The following is an 18945-nucleotide window of genomic DNA, read 5'->3' as shown; positions in this document are numbered from 1 at the left end:
TATGGTGTAGAAGGTTTCGTACCAACTAAACACATGGCTAAAGAAGATGGTACTACTATCAAAGCTGAAGAAACCAATGACTTCAAAATCATTGAATTCAACAAAGATGCTAAACGTATCGTTGTGTCTCACGCCCGTATCTGGGAAGAGGCTAAAGCTGAAGTTGCTGCTGAAGAAAGAGCATCTAAGAAAAAAGAAGCTAAAGCATCCAGCAATGCAGTTAAAAAAGTTAAAGATTCAGTTGAGAAATCAACTCTTGGTGATCTAGGTGTTCTTGCACAATTGAAAGAGCAAATGGAAGGCGAAGAAAGCAAAAACAAAGCTAAATAATCTTAAAGCTTATATATTTGGAAAGCATCCCCTAACCGGGATGCTTTTTTGTTTTATAACATTTGTAAGATCTTCCGCAGATACTTAAGACCGGCACTCAGCAAGATGAAATAAGATTCTGTCTGGCGGACCAGAATTACAAAAACTTCGCTTTCAAACCGGCGGTAGGCACCATGCAGCTTTCTTCTCTGCCCCAGATGCTGTATCTCCTTTTAGCAATCTGGTCATATATAATATCGCGGATAAATGCAGGGACAATAATGAACCCATACAATAAGTTCCAGCCAAAACCCAACCGCCGCGCAATACGCAATGCGGCAGTTGAACGTTTATAGATCTTCCCCCCTTCCAGCAGAATGATCGAACCCGGAGCTGTATTCTCAGGCGTATCTGCAACATCAATATACTGCCCTGCCGTTTCACCCTGTAAAGGCGCAAACCTGAAGCAATCCTTCCGGTCCCTTTTGATCACAAACTTCACCGAGCTGGTACACAGATTACAAACACCGTCAAAAAAAATTATAGCATGCTGCATGCCTCAAAGTTAATTAATTAGCATAAGTTTGATACCGGTTTAGGATGCCGTTCTCAAATTAATTGAAATTGCATCCCCGTAATTCAATCCGATTTTTTATATTTGCCTAATCAATTTGTCAATGCAAAAAAGAACCCTGCTAGACGGTAATAAGTTCCAAATCACAATTAAGCGACTTTGTCATCAATTAATTGAGAATCATACCGATTTTTCTAATACCGTACTTATTGGCATTCAACCCAGGGGCAGCTACTTCGCCGACAGGGTAAAACAAGAACTCAGTCAAATTCTTAAAAATGAAACCATCCGGAAAGGTAATCTTGATATTACTTTTTTCAGGGATGACTTCAGAAGAAAAGACGGAATTGTTTCCGCAAGCAGTAACACCATAGATTTTATCATTGAGGGATGCAATGTGATCCTGATAGATGACGTCTTGTGGACAGGCCGCACCATCAGGGCCGCGTTAGATGCATTGCTCGCTTACGGAAGGCCGGCAAAGGTTGAACTCATGGTATTGATCGACAGGCGGTTTTCAAGACATGTGCCAATAGAACCGGATTATATCGGGCAACAGGTAGACAGCCTGGATTCCCAACTCGTGAAAGTAAGCTGGAAGGAAACTGAAGGCGAAGACAAAGTAATTTTATTATCAGAACGAAATAAGTAAGAAATGGCAGCAGAAAAACTATCAACACGACATCTTTTAGGCATCAAAGATATTAACCTGAATGATATTGAATTGATTTTTGAAACTGCAGATAATTTTAAGGACGTGATCAACAGACCGATCAAGAGAGTTCCTTCCCTGCGTGATATCACAATCGCCAATATCTTCTTTGAAAATTCCACCCGTACCAAACTATCTTTTGAACTTGCTGAAAAAAGATTGTCTGCCGATGTAATCAATTTTGCAGCCTCGTCTTCATCTGTAAGCAAAGGAGAAACCCTGATTGATACGGTAAACAACATCCTGGCCATGAAAGTGGACATGGTAGTCATGAGACATCCATATGCAGGAGCCGGCGTGTTCCTGAGCAAACACATCAACGCGCAGATCGTAAATGCCGGAGACGGCGCCCATGAACATCCTACTCAGGCATTGCTCGACGCTTATTCCATCCGTCACAAACTCGGAGAAGTAAGAGGCAAAAAAGTAGTAATCGTAGGTGATATCCTCCATTCGAGAGTTGCAATTTCAAACATACTCTGCCTGCAAAAACTTGGTGCCGAAGTGATGGTCTGCGGTCCTACTACATTAATCCCGAAACATATCGAAGCACTGGGGGTTAAAGTAGAACACAACCTGATCAAAGCTTTAAACTGGTGTGATGTAGCCAATATGTTGAGAATCCAGATGGAAAGACAGGACATTAAGTATTTTCCTTCCTTGAGAGAATATGCAATGATGTACGGTCTCAATAAACAGATACTCGATAACCTGGACAGGGAGATCATTGTGATGCATCCCGGCCCGATAAACAGGGGTGTGGAAATTACCAGCGATGTTGCAGACAGTAAACAATCGATTATATTGGATCAGGTGGAAAATGGTGTAGCTGTAAGAATGGCAGTACTCTATTTACTTGCTTCTCAGAGAGATTAAGCTCTTTGTAACTTTCCTAATACCATTCTTAAGAACTTTACGTTAAACAGTGTTATTAACACTTGTTAACTTCTAACGTTAACAAGTGTCTCTACAATTTTTATATTAGCACCAATATATTTAAACCAAATGCAGAAAAAATACCTTTTTATTCCGCTTTTATTAGCCGGTAACCTGACCACGGGTTATGCTCAGGTAAGTGCGTTAGTAAACCTCAATAAAAATTATCAGACTGGCCTCGAATTACTCGATAATGAAAAATATGTTGCTGCCGCTCAACAGTTCAGACTGGTTGAACAACTCAGAACAAAACCAGGAACCCAGCAGGAGAGTAATTCAGAGCTTTCCTTATTAAAAGAAAATGCAAAATTCTACGCTGCTGTGTGTGCTCTGGAACTGGGCAACAATGATGCAGAAAGTCTTTTTCAAACCTTCATCAGGGATTACCCCCTGAATCCAAATACTAAACTGGCCTACTTCCACGTGGGTAAATCATATTTTGATCAGAAGAACTATGTGAAAGCATTGGAGTGGTTTGAAAAAACAGACCCCTCGACCCTCTCAAAAAAGCAACGCACAGAATATCAGTTTAAACAGGGCTACTCCTATTTTGTACAAAATGATATCGTCAAAGCGGAACCACTTTTTGATCAGGTCAAAAATGAAGAAGGACCTTTCCAGGAAAGTGCAACCTATTACTTTGCCTATATTAATTACCTGAACAAGGATTATAAAACAGCCCTGACAAACTTTGAAAAGTTAAAAGGCTCTCCTACTTACGAAGCAAGTTACCCGTATTATATCACCTCCATGTATTATTTGGATAAAAGATATGACGATGTGATCAGCTATGCTGTACCAATCCTGAAAAGTACAAAACAACAATTCGAAGCAGAAATGCTGAGCCTGATTGCAGCCTCATACTTTGCCAAAGCTGACTTCAAAAATGCTGAGCTTTATTTCCGTGACTTCTATTCAAAAGATAAATCTGAAAAGAAAAACAACCTTTTCATCTACCAATACGGATATTCACTGTTCCAGCTGAACAAAACCAAAGAAGCTGTAACTGTGCTTTCACAGCTAAATACAGATGATGTATATCTGCAAAGCGGGATGTATACACTGGGCCGCGCCTTTCTCAAGCTTGCAGACAAAGAAAAAGCTAGAAGCGCATTCTTCAGGGCTTCGCGGTTAGAATTTGATAAAGACATACAGGAAGAGTCCTGGATCAATTATGCGCGTTTAAGCTATGAACTTGATTTTAATCAGCAGGCTCTGGAATCTACACAGAACTTCCTGAAACAGTTTCCACGCTCAGCGAAAATCAATGAAGCCAAAACTTTGCTGGGTGAGATCCTCCTTACCAGCAAAAACTACCAGGCAGCAATAGATATCCTGGAGCCTATAGTAAAGAAATCTCCCGAAGCCGAAGAAGCTTATCAGAAAGTAACCTATTTCAGGGGACTGGAATTTTATAACGAACGTGCATTTCCAAATGCATTATCTATGTTCATCCGCTCAAATACATATCCCGATGATAAGGAGATTTACGCATTGAGCACCTATTGGATGGCCGAAGCCATGTACGAACTCCGCAAATTTGGAGAAGCCGTAAAAACCTTCGAAAAATTCCTTAGCATGCCGGGTGCCGATAAAACGAAAGTGTATAATTTTGCCAATTACGCCCTGGCCTATGCAGCATTTGAAGATGAAAAGTATTCCAAAGCCGCCAACTACTTTGAACGCTTTCTGGCAGGTGATGACAAGGATAAAAATACTGTAATCGATGCTACTGTCCGTCTGGCGGATTCTTACTTTGTAAACAAGAACTACGGTAGTGCCCTTACTTATTACAACAGGATTATCAGTGATAAATCCACAGGCGACGACTACGCCCTTTTCCAAAGGGGAATGATCCAGGGTCTGCAGGATCAGAACGACACCAAAATTGCCACCATGCAAAGCCTGCTGCAGCAATTCCCATCTTCAAACTATGCGGATGATGCAGGATTTGAAACAGCATACACCTATTTTAACAAGGGTGAGCTGGACAAATCAAAAACAGACCTGACAGCCCTCATCAGCAAATACCCAAACAGCAGTTACGTACCAAGAGCACTGGTAACAATTGGTCTGGTTCAATACAATCAGGATCAGGACGACGCTGCACTGGAGTCGTTCAAGAAAGTGATTACTGATTACGCAAGTACTGAAGAAGCTAAACAGGCTCTGGAATCGATAAAAAATATTTATGTAGACCGTGGAGATGCAAATGGCTTTATCGCTTATGCTGGTACCACCCCGATCGGTAATTATACAGTGGCGGATCAGGACAACATTGTCTTCCAGGCAGCAAACACAAGGTATCTGAAAGGCGATGCGCAGGGTACAGTAGAAAGCGTTAATGCTTACTTCGACAAATATCCGAAAGCGATTCATGCGAAAGAAGCCAAGTTCATCAGGGCAGAATCACTTGTTAAGCTGAACCGTCCGGATGAGGCTATACCTGATTACGAATTTATCCTGAACGACTGGACGAGTGACTGGACAGAACGTTCCCTGATCAGTATATCCAAATTGTTCCTCGACCAGAAGAAATACAATGAGGCGATTGTATACCTGAAAAGACTCGAAACAACAGCTGATTATAAATCACACTATTCTTATGCCATCAATAACCTGCTGAAGGCCTACACTGCCCTGAACAGTCCCGATGATATGCTGAAATATGTACAGCTAACCAAAGAGTCTGAAAAGGCCTCAGAAGAGGAACTCAACAGCGTAGACCTGTATGCTGGTAAAGCATACCTGCTGAAAGCTGATACGGCATCCGCTGTAAAAGCATTCAGTGGTGTTGCAGCCAAAACCAAAACAATTGCAGCAGCGGAATCGAAATTCACGCTGGCTCAGATCCAGTACAATAAGCGTGAATACAAAACTTCGCAAAAAACCTGCTTCGATATCATCAACAACATGCCTTCTTACGATTATTGGGTAGCTAAAGCATTCATCTTACTGGCAGATAACTATGTGGCTCTGAAAGATAACCTGCAGGCCAAAAGTACACTGCTTAGTATTATTGACAATTATGACGGTAAAGACGAAATCGTAGCTACCGCCAAAGAAAAATTAGAAAAAATTAAATAAGACCAAGCATCATGAGATTGAGCAAATTATTATATATATCCATATTCTTCCTTACTGCAGGCTCACTTACACTGAAAGCGCAGGATAAAAAAACGACGGATAAAAAGACTGACAAGAAAACCGAACAAAAACCGGAAGAGAAAAAAGACGACAAAGCTGTTACGGAAGAGATCGAAGTAGTAAGACCTTATAAACCCATACTTGCAGAAGCTGTAAAGCTGAGAAGAAGTCCTGATCTGAATGACGTGAAGTCATACAAAGCGCGCTTTAATTATGCGCTAACAGACAGGAAACTGATGCTGAATTCAGATATCGACAAACTGTACGCCCAGGATGTTGCCGCAGAAAAACAGGCTGAACTGATCAACAACTATGTAAAGGGAGGCCTTGGTTCTGCCAGCACGATCTTAGGCGAAGCATATATTAATATGGGTCGTGATGAAGCCTTACAGGCAGGCGGTTTTTTCAGGCACTTCAGCCAGGACGGCAAACTGGAAGGCCAGAAGCTCAGCCAGCAGCAGGTAAGTGTCTTTGGACGCAGTATCGGCGAAAAGGCTGTTTTGAGCGGTCGCGTTAACTACGAAAGAAAAGGTTTTTACTTTTATGGATATGACGAAAATAACCCCCTGAGAAATCTGACCCCGGCCAAACAGGCATTCAATTTCATTGAGGCCGAAGGCGAAGTGGTAAACAAATATACTGAAGATCCGGACGCATTCAGCTATGCGGCCAAGATCAACGGATATGTTTGGGGAGACCAGCTCAATGCCAAAGAAAACTCAGTTGTGATCAACGGATACCTGAACAAGAGAATCAGCAGTTTCAATTTGGGCCTTGCTGCATCTACAGAATTTGGAAATACAAAAGATGAATTCACAAATGTAAAGAACAACCTGCTGCGTTTAAACCCATACATAAGGTTAGAGGCAAATGGAATAAAGATCAACGCCGGTATTAACTATGTACAGGAATTTGGAACTGTTTCGGCAGGGCACATCTTCCCGGCAGTAACAGCAGATTTTACGCTGATCCCTGATTACCTGCAGATCTTCGCAGAACTGAAAGGCGATGTCAACAGGAATTCAATGAAAGACCTGACAGATGAAAATCCATTCCTGAACAGCAATATCGCGATCAAAAACTCAATTGAGAAATTAAGTTTCAGTGCGGGTATCAAAGGTACCGGAGGCCCGGGCTTTGGTTATAAAGTAAGGGTTTACCGCAAAGAGATTACAGATATGCCGCTGTTCGTAAACAACTTTGCTGATCCTACAAAATTTGATGTGATTTACGATTTCGGAAATACCAAAGTATTGGGTCTGGAAGGTGAATTATCTGTACAGGTGAGCGATCAGTTGAAATGGACAGGTAAGTTAAACCTGGAAGATTACAAACCTGCATCTGAAACCTACAGCTGGTTTAAACCCCAGTTGCGCATCAGCTCTAACCTCTTGTACAGCGTGACTGACAAAATTGGTTTCAACGCTGCTGTATCGATCCAGGATGCAAGCAATGCCAAGATTTACACATCAGCACCTGCGAGTCCTTATGTGATCCCTAATACTGCAATCGAAACAACAACGAATGTAAAAGGTTATGTTGACCTCGGTATTGGTGCCACTTACAAGATCAACAACAGGTTCTCGGCCTTTGCTAAAGCAAATAACTTGTTAAACACAAAATACAGCAGATATCTGTATTACCAGGTAATCGGCGTTAACGTTTTCGGTGGAATCAGCTACTCATTCTAAGCAAATCGATTTTATAATTGGTTGATACGGAATTAAAATTTATTTTTACCAGAATGGATGTCTTGTCTTATCTCTCAGAGCTTATTCAAACGCGTAAAGCCGTTGGGATTTCCGGTTTGGGAACCGTGTTTAAAAAGAAAATACCGGGAAGGTATGATGCAGAAGCGCATTCATTCATCCCGCCCAGCTACACGCTTGATTTCACTGACGACATAAAGGAAGAGACATTGCTGGCAGCTTTTATCGGCCGGAAAAGAAATGTTTCCAGTGATACGGCAACGTATTTTATCAATGAATTCAGTTCTGATACATTGAGAAGACTAAATAATGAAGGCTCGGTAGCTTTGGGCGAACTGGGTATCCTGGTGAAATCCGGGGACCAGATCAGGTTTGAACCTGCCGAAGCCATCAATTATGGATTCGATTTTTATGGCCTGCCTGCAGTAAAAGACGAGCAGGAACAACCACCGGAAGTGATTTCACAAATTGAGGATGTTGAAGAACCTGCAGCCGCTCCGTCAGAAGAAATAGTACCTGATGAACCAGAAGAAGCACCTGTAACCGAAGAGCCAACGCTAGAATCAGTTATTGCTGACAATGAAAGCACTGAAGAGAATCCCGGTACAGCTGAGCACATAGATGAACCTGCCGCATTGGAAGAAGAAACAATACCCATTGTAACCGAAGAGCCAACGCTCGAATCAATTATCGCTGACAATGAAAGCACTGGAGAAAATCCCGGCGACGGGGAACCTGTAGCAGCTCCTGAAGAATTATACGTTACACAGGAAGCTCCGGTTGAAGAAGCTCTGACGGATGAAGAAAAACCAGTAGAAGAAGAAACTCAGGTAAATCCTTTTGCACAGTATAAAAAGAATGAGCAGCAACTGCGCGAGGAAATTGAATCCTTAAACTTTTACCGCTCCAAATCACCTTACCTGAAATCTACAGGACCTGCAGACGAAGAGGTGATCATGAAATTGAATAAAATTACTGCCAAAGAAGATACAAGCGAAGAAACTCCGGCAATAGATCCTTTCCCTGTGTACCCTACGCAGGCAGAAGAACCCAAAACAATGCCGGCCTATCTGAAAATTTTGATCAGCGTAGGTATACTTGCATTGATGATGGGCATTGTGTACCAGATCAAACCGGATATCTTTAACGACTTGACAGGTAAATCCCCAGGCAGGAAATCAACGGCATCAGCTGCCAAAACGCCGGTTGCAACTGCAGCAGGTGATGATTCGATAACGACGGATTCTATTCAGAAAAGTGGTGCGTCCCTTTCTCCAGCAGACACACTGATTAAAACACAGCCTGTTGAACCTGTAGACACAGCGACAGTGTATGAAATCATTGGTGCGTCCATGCATGATCAGAAAGAAGCTGATAACTTTATCGCGCTGATGAAGAAAAGCGGGATAGAGGCCAAAGTGGTAACCAATATGTCCGGAAGGAGACTAAAAATGAGTATCGCTACGTTAAAAGATGAGAAAACAGCCAAAGAAGAGCTGGACAGACTATCAAAAAAATTAAAAATACCAGGAATATACATTTACAGAAACAAACAAAAATAATATGACCACATTGCTTCAGGTTACTGCAGATACAGTAAAACAATTAACGGATACCGCTAATGTTGCGAACCAGGCTGTAGCTGCTGCACCTCAGGAACTTCATTTCTTCGACTTGTTAATTAAAGGCGGATGGGTAATGGTTCCGCTTGCGCTCCTTGCCTTTGCCGGGCTTGTCATCTTCGTAGAAAGATATATCACCATCAGAAAAGCATCCAAATCAGAAACCAATCTGATGTTACAGATTAAACAGTATATCCACGACGGTCGGTTGGAAAACGCAATCGCACTGTGCAGAAATACAAACTCCCCACTGGGAAGAATGCTGGAAAAAGGCATGAGACGTATTGGAAGACCAATCAAGGATATTGAAGCCGCTATTGAAAACGTAGGTAAACTGGAAGTTTCCAAACTGGAGAAAAACATAAGTATCCTCGGTATCATCGCCGGTATTGCACCGATGCTTGGTTTCGTAGGTACGATTGTGGGGGTAATTACAATTTTCCATGATGTATCCATTAAGGGAGCCATCGAAATTGGTACGATCTCTGGTGGTCTGTATACTAAAATGATTACATCTGCCAGCGGACTGATCGTAGGTATTATCTCTTATGTATTGTACCACATCCTGAATGCAATGGTAGAAAGAATAATCCTGAGAATGGAAACAGATGCATTAGAGTTTATTGATCTATTAGAAGAACCAGGTAAATAATGAATTTACGCAAAAGAAATAAGGCAACTGTTGAAGTCCATACTTCGGCACTGAATGACATCATGTTCTTCCTGATGCTGTTCTTCCTGCTTGCTTCGGCAGTAGTAAATCCACAGGTGGTAAAGTTGCTGCTTCCCCGTTCAGAATCAGGACAGCAGTCTTCGGCACAGAAAACTGTCACCGTATCTATAGATGAGAAACTAAATTATTTTGTAGAAAAACAAGCGGTTACACTGGAATCGATGAAGGCAAGTATCGAAACTTACCAGCGTGCATCTCCCGACCTGACGATTGTATTGTATGTAGCCAGAGGCGTTTCCATTGAAAACACTATGGCCGTATTTGATGTTGCCAATCAGTTGAAACTTAAAGTTGTACTGGCAGTAGAACCGAAAAAATAATGACTCCATATAAAGAGGAAAATAATTACCCAAAAGCAGTGGCTATCTCAACGGCAATTTTAGCCGGTTTGCTGGCATTGAGCCTGTTTATCGCCATCGGCACCTTCCAGCCTCCTGAAGAGGCAGGTATGGGCGGTATGGTGGTTAATTATGGTACTTCTGTCGAAGGAATGGGATCTGACTATACCAGTGTGGAAGAACCTTCTGCTGATCCCAACGCAAATAACCAGCCACCGGATAAAGTAGTGCCGGATCAAAAGGTTACACCAGAAAAATCTGTTGAAAGTGCCGACAAGGAAATCACCACACAGAATACAGAAGAAGCCGTAAGCATCAGCACAAAAAAAACGAATAAACCTTCTACCCCAACAGCTGCAAAAGTTGAAGATAAGCCGGCAAAACCGGCAATCAACCAGAACGCTCTTTACAAGGGAAAATCAAGTAAAGGTACTGGCGGTGGCGACGGTACAGGTACGACCCCGGGCAACCAGGGATCAGTAAATGGTGATCCATTGGCCAATAACTACGGTGAAGGTGGCTCTGGCTTTGGTACCACCCCTATCGCCCTGCGGCGTTTCACCAATCTGGTTACACCACAGGATGACGGACAAAAAACGGGTAAGATTGCTGTACGTATTACAGTGAATAAACAAGGTATTGTTGTTGAAGCAACCCCGGGTGTTAAAGGCACTACTTTGCAGGACCTGGACCTCTGGGCTAAATGTAAGGCCGCAGTAATGGGCGCACGTTTAAACCAGTCGGAATCCGCCCCTGACCTGCAAACAGGTGTAGTGGTCTTCAATTTTAAGGTGAAATAATATCCTGATTTGATACGTTAAAGTATTAGATTTTTGTTCTATGAACTATTCACAAACTCTCGATTACCTTTACAAAAAACTGCCAATGTTTACACGCATTGGTGCTGCCGCGATTAAAAAGGACTTAGACAATACCATATTGTTGTGCGAGCACGTCGGCAACCCACATCAAAAATTTAAGAGCATCCATGTAGCAGGCACAAACGGGAAAGGATCTACCTCTCACATGCTTGCTGCAATCCTGCAAAAAGCAGGGTACAAAACCGGCCTGTATACCTCGCCCCATCTCAAAGATTTCAGGGAACGTATCAGGATCAACGGAGTAATGATGCCGGAGGATGCTGTTGTAGATTTTACCGCAAGGGAACAGGAGAAAATAGAAGAAATCAGCCCTTCTTTTTTTGAAGTCACTGTAGCTATGGCATTTGATTATTTTGCGGCAGAACAGGTGGATATTGCAATAGTTGAGGTAGGCCTTGGGGGCCGACTGGATTCCACCAATATCATCACCCCGGAACTTTCAGTGATCACTAACATCAGCTTTGACCATATGAACCTGCTTGGTAATACCCTTCAGGAAATCGCATATGAAAAAGCAGGAATCATCAAACCGGGAATACCTGTTGTTATCGGTGAAAAACAGGCAGAATCTGCTTCTGTATTTGTAAGTAAAGCTAAAGAAACCGCGAGCGACCTGGTATTTGCCAGCACTGAACTCCGCCTCGATGATATCCGTAATGAAGGCACTCAGCTGGTTACTTCTGTCTATAAAAATAATTCGAGGATCTACAAAGATCTCAGAATGGATCTTACGGGTCGCTACCAGCTCAAAAACGTGCTTACTGTTATTCAGGCAATCAATCTTTTAAACCGCAACGGTTTTTCTATACCTGAAGAAGCGGTTTACAGCGGACTGGCCCATACTGCAGAAATTACAGGCCTGCAGGGCAGATGGCAAACAATAAGCCGCGATCCCCTGGTAATTTGCGACACCGGACATAACATTGCCGGTATTCAGGAAGTACTGCAAAACATCCAGGCCACGCCTTACAAAAAATTGCATATCGTGATAGGTATGCTCAAAGATAAGGATGTTAGCAGTGTACTCCAGTTACTGCCTGCAACAGCTACCTATTACTTTTGTGAACCGTTGCTGGAAAGAGCACTTCCTGCAGCAGAACTTGCGCAGCAGGCAGAAAAATTTAATCTGAAGGGCAAGGTATATGGCACTGTCGTTTTAGCACTTGATGCAGCCAAACATAATGCAGACCACAATGACCTGATCTTCGTTGGCGGAAGTACTTTTGTTGTTGCAGAAGCAATTTAACAGGTTTCTTAATATTAATTTTATGTGTTTACCATTATATTTACCGCAAACATATAATGATGACATCGTTGTGCGCCTGATTTCTAAATCAGTTTAAACGTATACTGTCACAACTAATAACACTAAAATGAAAAAAACCTTGTTATTCGCAGGTCTCTGCTGTTTGTGCAGTTTAACCTTCGCACAAAAAAAAGCAAAGGGCCAATCTACCCCGGCCTCTTCCTCCACTACTCTTGATCGTCCAAAACTCGTTGTAGGCCTGGTTGTTGACCAGATGAGATGGGATTACCTGTACCGCTATTACGACAGATATGTACAAGGCGGTTTCAAACGGATGATCAACGAAGGATTTTCTGCCGAAAACACATATATTCCATATACACCTACCTATACAGCCGTAGGCCACACCAGCATTTATACAGGCTCAGTTCCTGCAATAACAGGAATCATTGGTAACAACTGGTTTGATCCGCAAACAAAAAAAGCTGTCTACTGTACTGATGACAGCACAGTTACCGGTGTAGGGGCTAACAATGCGGCTGGGAAAATGTCTCCCAAAAACCTGCTGAGCAGTACGATCACTGATGAGCTAAGACTAGCTACTAACTTCCAGGGAAAAGTGATTGGCTTGTCTTTAAAGGACCGCGGCTCAATCCTCCCTGCTGGTCATACACCAACAGGTGCTTACTGGTATGATGGTGAAACGGGCAACTGGATCACCAGTACATGGTATATGAAACAGCTCCCTGCATGGGTTCAGGATTACAATAACAAGAAGATGGCGAATAGGTATTACGACATGGACTGGAATACTTTATATCCTATCTCAACCTACACACAGAGCACCTCTGATAACAAAGATTATGAAGGCATAACAAAAGGTGAGCAAACACCAACCTTCCCCCATCCCCTAAAAACATATAGTGGTAATAACTACGACATGATCAGAAGCACTCCATACGGAAATACCATTACGCTTGATCTTGCTAAAGTTGCGATTGAAGCTGAGGGATTAGGTAAAGACAACATAACTGATTTTCTTGCAGTAAGCTGCTCATCTACCGACTATGTGGGTCACCAGTATGGGCCAAATTCAATCGAGGCCGAAGACACTTATCTCCGTCTCGACAAAGATATCGCCACCTTCTTTGACTACCTGGATAAAACTGTAGGCAAAGGCAAATATCTGGTATTCCTTTCTGCCGACCATGGTGCTGCACACGTACCAGGTTTCATGAAAGAAAATAAAATGCATGGCGGATTGGTTGACAATAGAGCTATTGTCACGGGTTTGAATACTTACCTAGAAAGCAGGTTCAAAATAAAAAAACCGGCATTGATGGCAATGAATAACCAAATCATATTTGACCGTAGCAATAAGGATCTGATAAATATAGATTTCAGCGCCATGAAAAATGCAACTATAGACTACCTTAGAACTTATGATGGTATTGCCAATGCAGTAGACCTCACGAGAATTGCTGAGAGTACCTTACCTGCTATTCAAAAAGAGATGATTACCAACGGATATAATGCACGGTTAAGTGGAGATGTTTACTTTATCCTGCAGCCAAACTATTTTGACGGTGGAAAAACAGGAACTACACATGGTGCATGGAACCCGTATGATTCACATATCCCCTGCGTTTTCATGGGATGGAACGTGAAACATGGTAAAACCAATAAAACACATCACATGACAGACATTGCCCCAACTATCGCGGCCATGCTTCATATCCAGATGCCAAGTGGAAATGTTGGCGAGCCTATTACAGAGCTCACTCATCAATAAAGAACAGCAAAGAATTACAAGCCGCAGAATCTGCGGCTTTTTTTATCTTTACATACCAAATATAATTCAGGTATGGAACAGGTAAAGAGCTACCAGCCAAAACATAAGATACGTTTTGTAACAGCAGCAGCATTGTTTGACGGGCACGATGCAACAATCAATATCATACGGCGGATCCTCCAGTCGTCAGGAGCAGAAGTGATCCACCTCGGCCATAACCGCTCAGTTGAAGAGGTAGTAAATTGTGCCATACAGGAAGATGTTCAGGGTATAGCAATGACCTCCTACCAGGGCGGTCATATGGAGTATTTCAAATATATGTATGACCTGCTGCAGGAACGCGGGGCAAACCACATAAAAATCTTTGCAGGAGGGGGCGGTGTATTCTTACCGCAGGAAATCGCAGAACTGCAGGCATATGGCATCACCCGGATTTTTTCTCCAGATGACGGGCGCACTATGGGATTCCAGGGCATGATCAATCACATGCTTAAAAAGACCGATTTCATTACCGCTGACATCATCACTGATGAATTGGAGCTCATTCCCTCAACGGACATCAAAAATATCGCCAGGGCAATCACCATTGCAGAAAATGATCCAGCTTCAGCGCAGGAATTTGTTGACCAGCTGAAGGAGTTCAGTTTGAAAAAGCAGGTACCCGTACTAGGCATAACCGGTACTGGAGGATCTGGTAAGTCTTCCCTCGTAGACGAACTGGTAAGGCGCTTCCTGCTCGAAGTAAGGGACAAGTCATTAGCTATTATTTCCGTTGATCCATCCAAAAAAAAAACCGGCGGTGCATTGCTGGGCGACCGGATCAGGATGAATGCAATTGATCATCCACGGATTTATATGCGCTCGCTGGCAACGAGACAAGCCAATCTGGCGCTTTCTGTTAATGTTCAGGAAAGCATTGATATCTGTAAGGCTGCAGGCTTTGACCTCATCATCGTAGAAACTTCAGGCATCGGACAATCAGATACCGAGATCACCGAACATTGTGATGTGTCCCTTTATGTGATGACTCCCGAATTCGGGGCGGCAACACAGCTGGAAAAAATTGATATGCTCGATTTTGCAGACCTGGTAGCGATCAACAAATTGGACAAAAGAGGTGCTTTGGATGCCATGAGGGACGTGCGGAAACAATACAAGAGAAATCATCAGCTCTATGATACAAAAGATGACGCAATCCCTGTGTTCGGCACAATGGCTTCACAATTCAATGATCCCGGGATGAACCAGCTTTTTGCAGCCATACTACAAAAAATCAAAGAAAAGACCGGGACAGATTTCCATCCTGAACCGAATATGATAGCTGGAAATTCGGAGAAAATCTATATTATTCCACCAGACAGAACGCGATATCTGGCCGAGATTGCCGAATCAAATGAACAATACAATGATTGGGTGAACAGGCAAACCTCTATTGCCACTCAACTCTACCAGTTGAACGGGATAATCAACATGGCCACAGATATAAGCGCATCCCTACAGGAAGTATATAATCATCTGGAAGAACAACTTGATGGAAACTGCAGGCGAATCATCAGAGAGTGGCCCGAAACCATGAAAAAGTACCAGCAGGAATATTTTATATATCAGGTACGGGACAAGGAGATAAAAAAATCACTCTTTTATGAATCCCTCTCGCAATTGAAAATCCCTAAAGTTTCACTGCCCCGTTACAAAGACTGGGGAGATATCCTCCGTTGGCTGCTCACTGAAAATGTACCAGGAGAATTTCCCTATGCGGCAGGAGTATTTCCCTTGAAACGCGAAGGCGAAGATCCCACCAGGATGTTTGCTGGTGAAGGTGGCCCGGAGAGGACCAACAAGCGTTTCCACTATGTTTCTGCAGGACAGCATGCGCACCGTTTATCAACGGCATTTGATTCAGTAACACTCTATGGTGAAGATCCACGCACAAGACCTGATATCTATGGGAAAATAGGCAATTCAGGCGTAAGCATTGCCACACTTGATGACGCAAAAAAACTGTATTCAGGTTTCGATCTGTGCTCCCCTACCACATCTGTATCCATGACAATCAATGGGCCTGCTCCTATGTTGCTCGGATTTTTCATGAATGCAGCAATTGATCAGCAATGCGAAAAATATATCATTGCCAATAATCTGCTGGATGCGGTGAACAAAAAAATAGCTCACATCTACCGGAAGAAGAACATGAAAAAGCCCCTTTACCATGGAGAATTACCTCCCGGGAATGACGGTTTAGGCTTACTTCTACTAGGTGTTACAGGCGATCAGGTTTTACCAGCAGAGGTATACCAGCAAATCCGCGACCGCGCGGTCAGCTCAGTGCGTGGAACAGTGCAGGCAGATATACTGAAAGAAGACCAGGCGCAAAACACATGCATATTTTCCACAGAATTTGCCCTGAGGATGATGGGAGATATCCAGAAATATTTCATTGACAAAAAAGTACGCAACTTTTATTCAGTTTCGATCTCAGGATATCATATTGCAGAAGCTGGTGCCAACCCTATATCCCAGCTAGCATTTACACTGAGTAACGGCTTTACCTTTGTAGAATATTACCTGAGTAGGGGAATGCATATCGATGATTTTGCCCCCAACCTTTCGTTCTTTTTTTCAAATGGAATAGATCCGGAGTATGCAGTGATTGGTCGAGTAGCACGACGTATATGGGCTAAGGCAATTAAAAATAAATACAAGGGAAACGACAGGTCACAAAAGCTGAAATACCATATCCAAACTTCAGGAAGATCATTACATGCACAGGAAATAGATTTTAATGATATCAGGACTACCTTGCAGGCACTATACGCTATATATGACAACTGCAATTCACTGCACACAAATGCATATGATGAAGCCATAACTACTCCTACCGAAGAATCAGTACGCAGGGCGATGGCCATACAGCTGATCATCAACAGGGAGCTGGGACTAACAAAAAATGAAAATCCCTTACAGGGGGCTTTTATAATAGATGACCTTACAGACCTTGTAGAAGAAGCTGTAATGATGGAATTCCGGCGGATCAATGATCGGGGTGGCGTACTTGGTGCGATGGAGACGATGTACCAGCGAGGAAAGATCCAGGAGGAAAGTTTGTACTATGAAACACGCAAACATTCGGGAGAATACCCAATTGTAGGCGTAAATACCTTTTTAAATAAAAGTGGCTCTCCGGCTATCGTACCAGGCGAGGTAATCCGTGCTACTGAAGAAGAAAAGCAGTATCAGATCCAAGCACTCCATGACTTTCAGAGCCGCAATACTGATGAAACAGAAATAGTACTTAAGCAGCTGCAGAACATTGCTATCAAAGGAGAAAATATATTTGAAATGCTGATGGAAGCCTGCAAAATCTGTTCCCTTGGGCAGATATCCAGGGCACTTTATGAAGTTGGAGGACAATACCGGAGGAATATGTAAAGAAACTTACGATGGAAAGCAGTATCATTTAAAGACCTGGATAGCGATACTATCCGATCTGTGAATGACAGCCTGATTACATTTAACTTGAGTACTGATACGGTTCGGAATGGCTGTTAAACAAAAAAAGGGAATAACCAATTGGCTATTCCCTATTATGTATTTGATATCTGGATTATGCGTGTATCCAGCTGAATTTATAATCTATTGTTGGGTTTTTCATTCTTTCTGCAACGCGTAACAGTCTGCTTGGTAAAGCCATAATATAATCACGTGCCTTCTCACCGGCATCATTTAAATCAACCATACTTTCAAGCTTCCATTCGTCGATAAGCTGTTGCATGATCTCAACATAATCTACAGCTGTATAAACGCCCAGTCGTTGTGCGGCATCCGTAAAGTGACCAAAGGTCTGTCCCATTTTCATGCCCATCTCCCTTAAGAAATGTGCAGGCATAACAATTTTCTTGCGCATCATGTCCTCAAAAGCAATCATCGCTTCATTTGGATCAACTTCAAAGATCTTAGACATAAAATCTTTGTATGCTTTGGCATGTCTTGCTTCATCAGATGCGATTACTCCACAGATTCTGGAAAGCAAGGTATCACCATCTTTTTTAGCCAGAGATGCCACCCTGCGGTGTGAAATATTTGTTGCCAATTCCTGGAAACTTGTATATATAAAATTGCGGTAAGGATCATGACCTGTACCTATATCAAACCCATCAGCAATCAGATATTGTGTAGAGATCTCCATCTGTCTCATGTCAACGCGGCCAGACAGGTAAAGATATTTATTTAATAAATCACCATGTCTGTTTTCTTCAGCAGTCCAGTGACGGTTCCATCTCATCCATCCCCCCTCTTCTGCACGGCTCACTCCATCAACCATAGCTAACCATGATTCGTATGTAGGCAATGCTTCTTCTGTAATAGTATCACCGATCAATACAGCAACCAGATCATAGGAAAGGTCATTTGCATTTTCACGAAGAGATTTAATATCCTGCAGAAAAGTTTCACTTGTAGAAACTGGCAGGAAATCAGTAGGCTGCCAATTCGTATCAATTGGTTTAAGATAAGAATCCATCATCTCAAGCATATAGTGCTCGATATGAAGCATCACTTCTCTTCTTTTTTCAGCAAAAAAACTCATTATATGTGTGCTTTAGTTTAAGGACAAAGGTAACCAAAAATATTTCAAAATGCTTTTTCAAAGCTATTTAAATAACGAATTACTGGTACTAAATGTAGTGTTTAGGAAAAAAATAATTTCTGAATATTGTCCACAACTAGAGAACAATAAAAACCTGCTTGTGTTTTAGAAAACATGGTTTCCGGAGAATTCATTTGCAGCTTATATGATAGTATTGAAAATACGATATATACAAGAAAAGCCTCTCAGTTTCCTGAAAGGCTTTCTTTAAGATTTGGCACCGACCTACTCTCCCACGTGTTACCGCAGTACCATCGGCTCTGGTGGGCTTAACTTCTCTGTTCGGAATGGGAAGAGGTGG

14 protein-coding genes and 1 rRNA gene are annotated in these 18945 nt (G+C 42.5%); 12 read left to right on the top strand and 3 right to left on the bottom strand.

The annotated features are described in order from the left end of the window. Positions 1 to 330: S1 RNA-binding domain-containing protein (locus tag ABWY16_RS12945; RefSeq protein ID WP_353905065.1), on the top strand; the 330-nt coding region annotated here is incomplete at its 5' end. A 136-nt stretch (positions 331 to 466) separates the two neighbouring features. Here ABWY16_RS12945 and ABWY16_RS12940 read toward each other — a convergent pair. Next, positions 467 to 865, bottom strand: coding sequence for a thiol-disulfide oxidoreductase DCC family protein (locus ABWY16_RS12940; protein WP_353905064.1), 399 nt, complete (start codon positions 863 to 865; stop codon positions 467 to 469). Between the two features lie 121 nt (positions 866 to 986). On the opposite strand from ABWY16_RS12940, the gene pyrR reads away from it, so the two are divergent. The 11 genes from pyrR to ABWY16_RS12885 all read left to right on the top strand — a co-directional run bounded on the left by pyrR (position 987) and on the right by ABWY16_RS12885 (position 17428). Further along, positions 987 to 1535 carry a bifunctional pyr operon transcriptional regulator/uracil phosphoribosyltransferase PyrR gene (pyrR, locus tag ABWY16_RS12935; RefSeq protein WP_353905063.1) on the top strand — a complete coding sequence of 183 codons (549 nt, stop codon included), beginning with the start codon at positions 987 to 989 and terminating at the stop codon, positions 1533 to 1535. 3 nt (positions 1536 to 1538) lie between these two features. Further along, positions 1539 to 2471: an aspartate carbamoyltransferase catalytic subunit gene (locus ABWY16_RS12930; protein WP_353905062.1), complete on the top strand. Its 933-nt coding sequence runs from the start codon at positions 1539 to 1541 to the stop codon at positions 2469 to 2471. Between the two features lie 129 nt (positions 2472 to 2600). Next, positions 2601 to 5618, top strand: a complete 3018-nt coding sequence (locus ABWY16_RS12925) for a tetratricopeptide repeat protein (RefSeq protein ID WP_353905061.1) — start codon at positions 2601 to 2603, stop codon at positions 5616 to 5618. An 11-nt stretch (positions 5619 to 5629) separates the two neighbouring features. Continuing rightward, entirely contained in the window at positions 5630 to 7369 is a 1740-nt protein-coding gene (locus tag ABWY16_RS12920) for a hypothetical protein (protein ID WP_353905060.1), read from the top strand. 53 nt (positions 7370 to 7422) lie between these two features. Continuing rightward, complete coding sequence (locus tag ABWY16_RS12915; RefSeq protein ID WP_353905059.1) at positions 7423 to 8949, top strand: hypothetical protein; 1527 nt, start codon at positions 7423 to 7425, stop codon at positions 8947 to 8949. A 1-nt stretch (position 8950) separates the two neighbouring features. Then, positions 8951 to 9661 carry a MotA/TolQ/ExbB proton channel family protein gene (locus ABWY16_RS12910; RefSeq protein WP_353905058.1) on the top strand — a complete coding sequence of 237 codons (711 nt, stop codon included), beginning with the start codon at positions 8951 to 8953 and terminating at the stop codon, positions 9659 to 9661. Further along, positions 9661 to 10062, top strand: coding sequence for an ExbD/TolR family protein (locus ABWY16_RS12905; RefSeq protein ID WP_353905057.1), 402 nt, complete (start codon positions 9661 to 9663; stop codon positions 10060 to 10062). The genes ABWY16_RS12910 and ABWY16_RS12905 overlap by 1 nt, the downstream gene beginning before the upstream one ends. Further along, entirely contained in the window at positions 10062 to 10880 is an 819-nt protein-coding gene (locus tag ABWY16_RS12900) for an energy transducer TonB (RefSeq protein ID WP_353905056.1), read from the top strand. Before ABWY16_RS12905 ends, ABWY16_RS12900 begins: the two co-directional genes overlap by 1 nt. Before the next feature lie 40 nt (positions 10881 to 10920). Beyond that, complete coding sequence (locus ABWY16_RS12895) at positions 10921 to 12207, top strand: bifunctional folylpolyglutamate synthase/dihydrofolate synthase (RefSeq protein WP_353905055.1); 1287 nt, start codon at positions 10921 to 10923, stop codon at positions 12205 to 12207. A 127-nt stretch (positions 12208 to 12334) separates the two neighbouring features. Further along, entirely contained in the window at positions 12335 to 13999 is a 1665-nt protein-coding gene (gene pafA / locus ABWY16_RS12890; protein ID WP_353905054.1) for an alkaline phosphatase PafA, read from the top strand. Between the two features lie 72 nt (positions 14000 to 14071). After that, positions 14072 to 17428, top strand: coding sequence for a methylmalonyl-CoA mutase family protein (locus tag ABWY16_RS12885; RefSeq protein WP_353905053.1), 3357 nt, complete (start codon positions 14072 to 14074; stop codon positions 17426 to 17428). A 175-nt stretch (positions 17429 to 17603) separates the two neighbouring features. On the opposite strand, the gene ABWY16_RS12880 is transcribed toward ABWY16_RS12885, so the two are convergent. Next, on the bottom strand, positions 17604 to 18584 hold the full coding sequence (locus ABWY16_RS12880) for an acyl-ACP desaturase (RefSeq protein WP_353905052.1): 981 nt from the start codon (positions 18582 to 18584) through the stop codon (positions 17604 to 17606). Positions 18585 to 18856: 272 nt separating this feature from the next. Next, positions 18857 to 18945 (bottom strand): 5S ribosomal RNA (rrf, locus tag ABWY16_RS12875); the annotation flags it as partial.

It is taken from the genome of Pedobacter sp. (assembly GCF_040513095.1).
Classification (GTDB): Bacteria; Bacteroidota; Bacteroidia; order Sphingobacteriales; family Sphingobacteriaceae; genus Pedobacter.
Note: the sequence above shows the minus strand (reverse complement) of the source record. Positions and strands in the feature narration are given on the sequence as shown.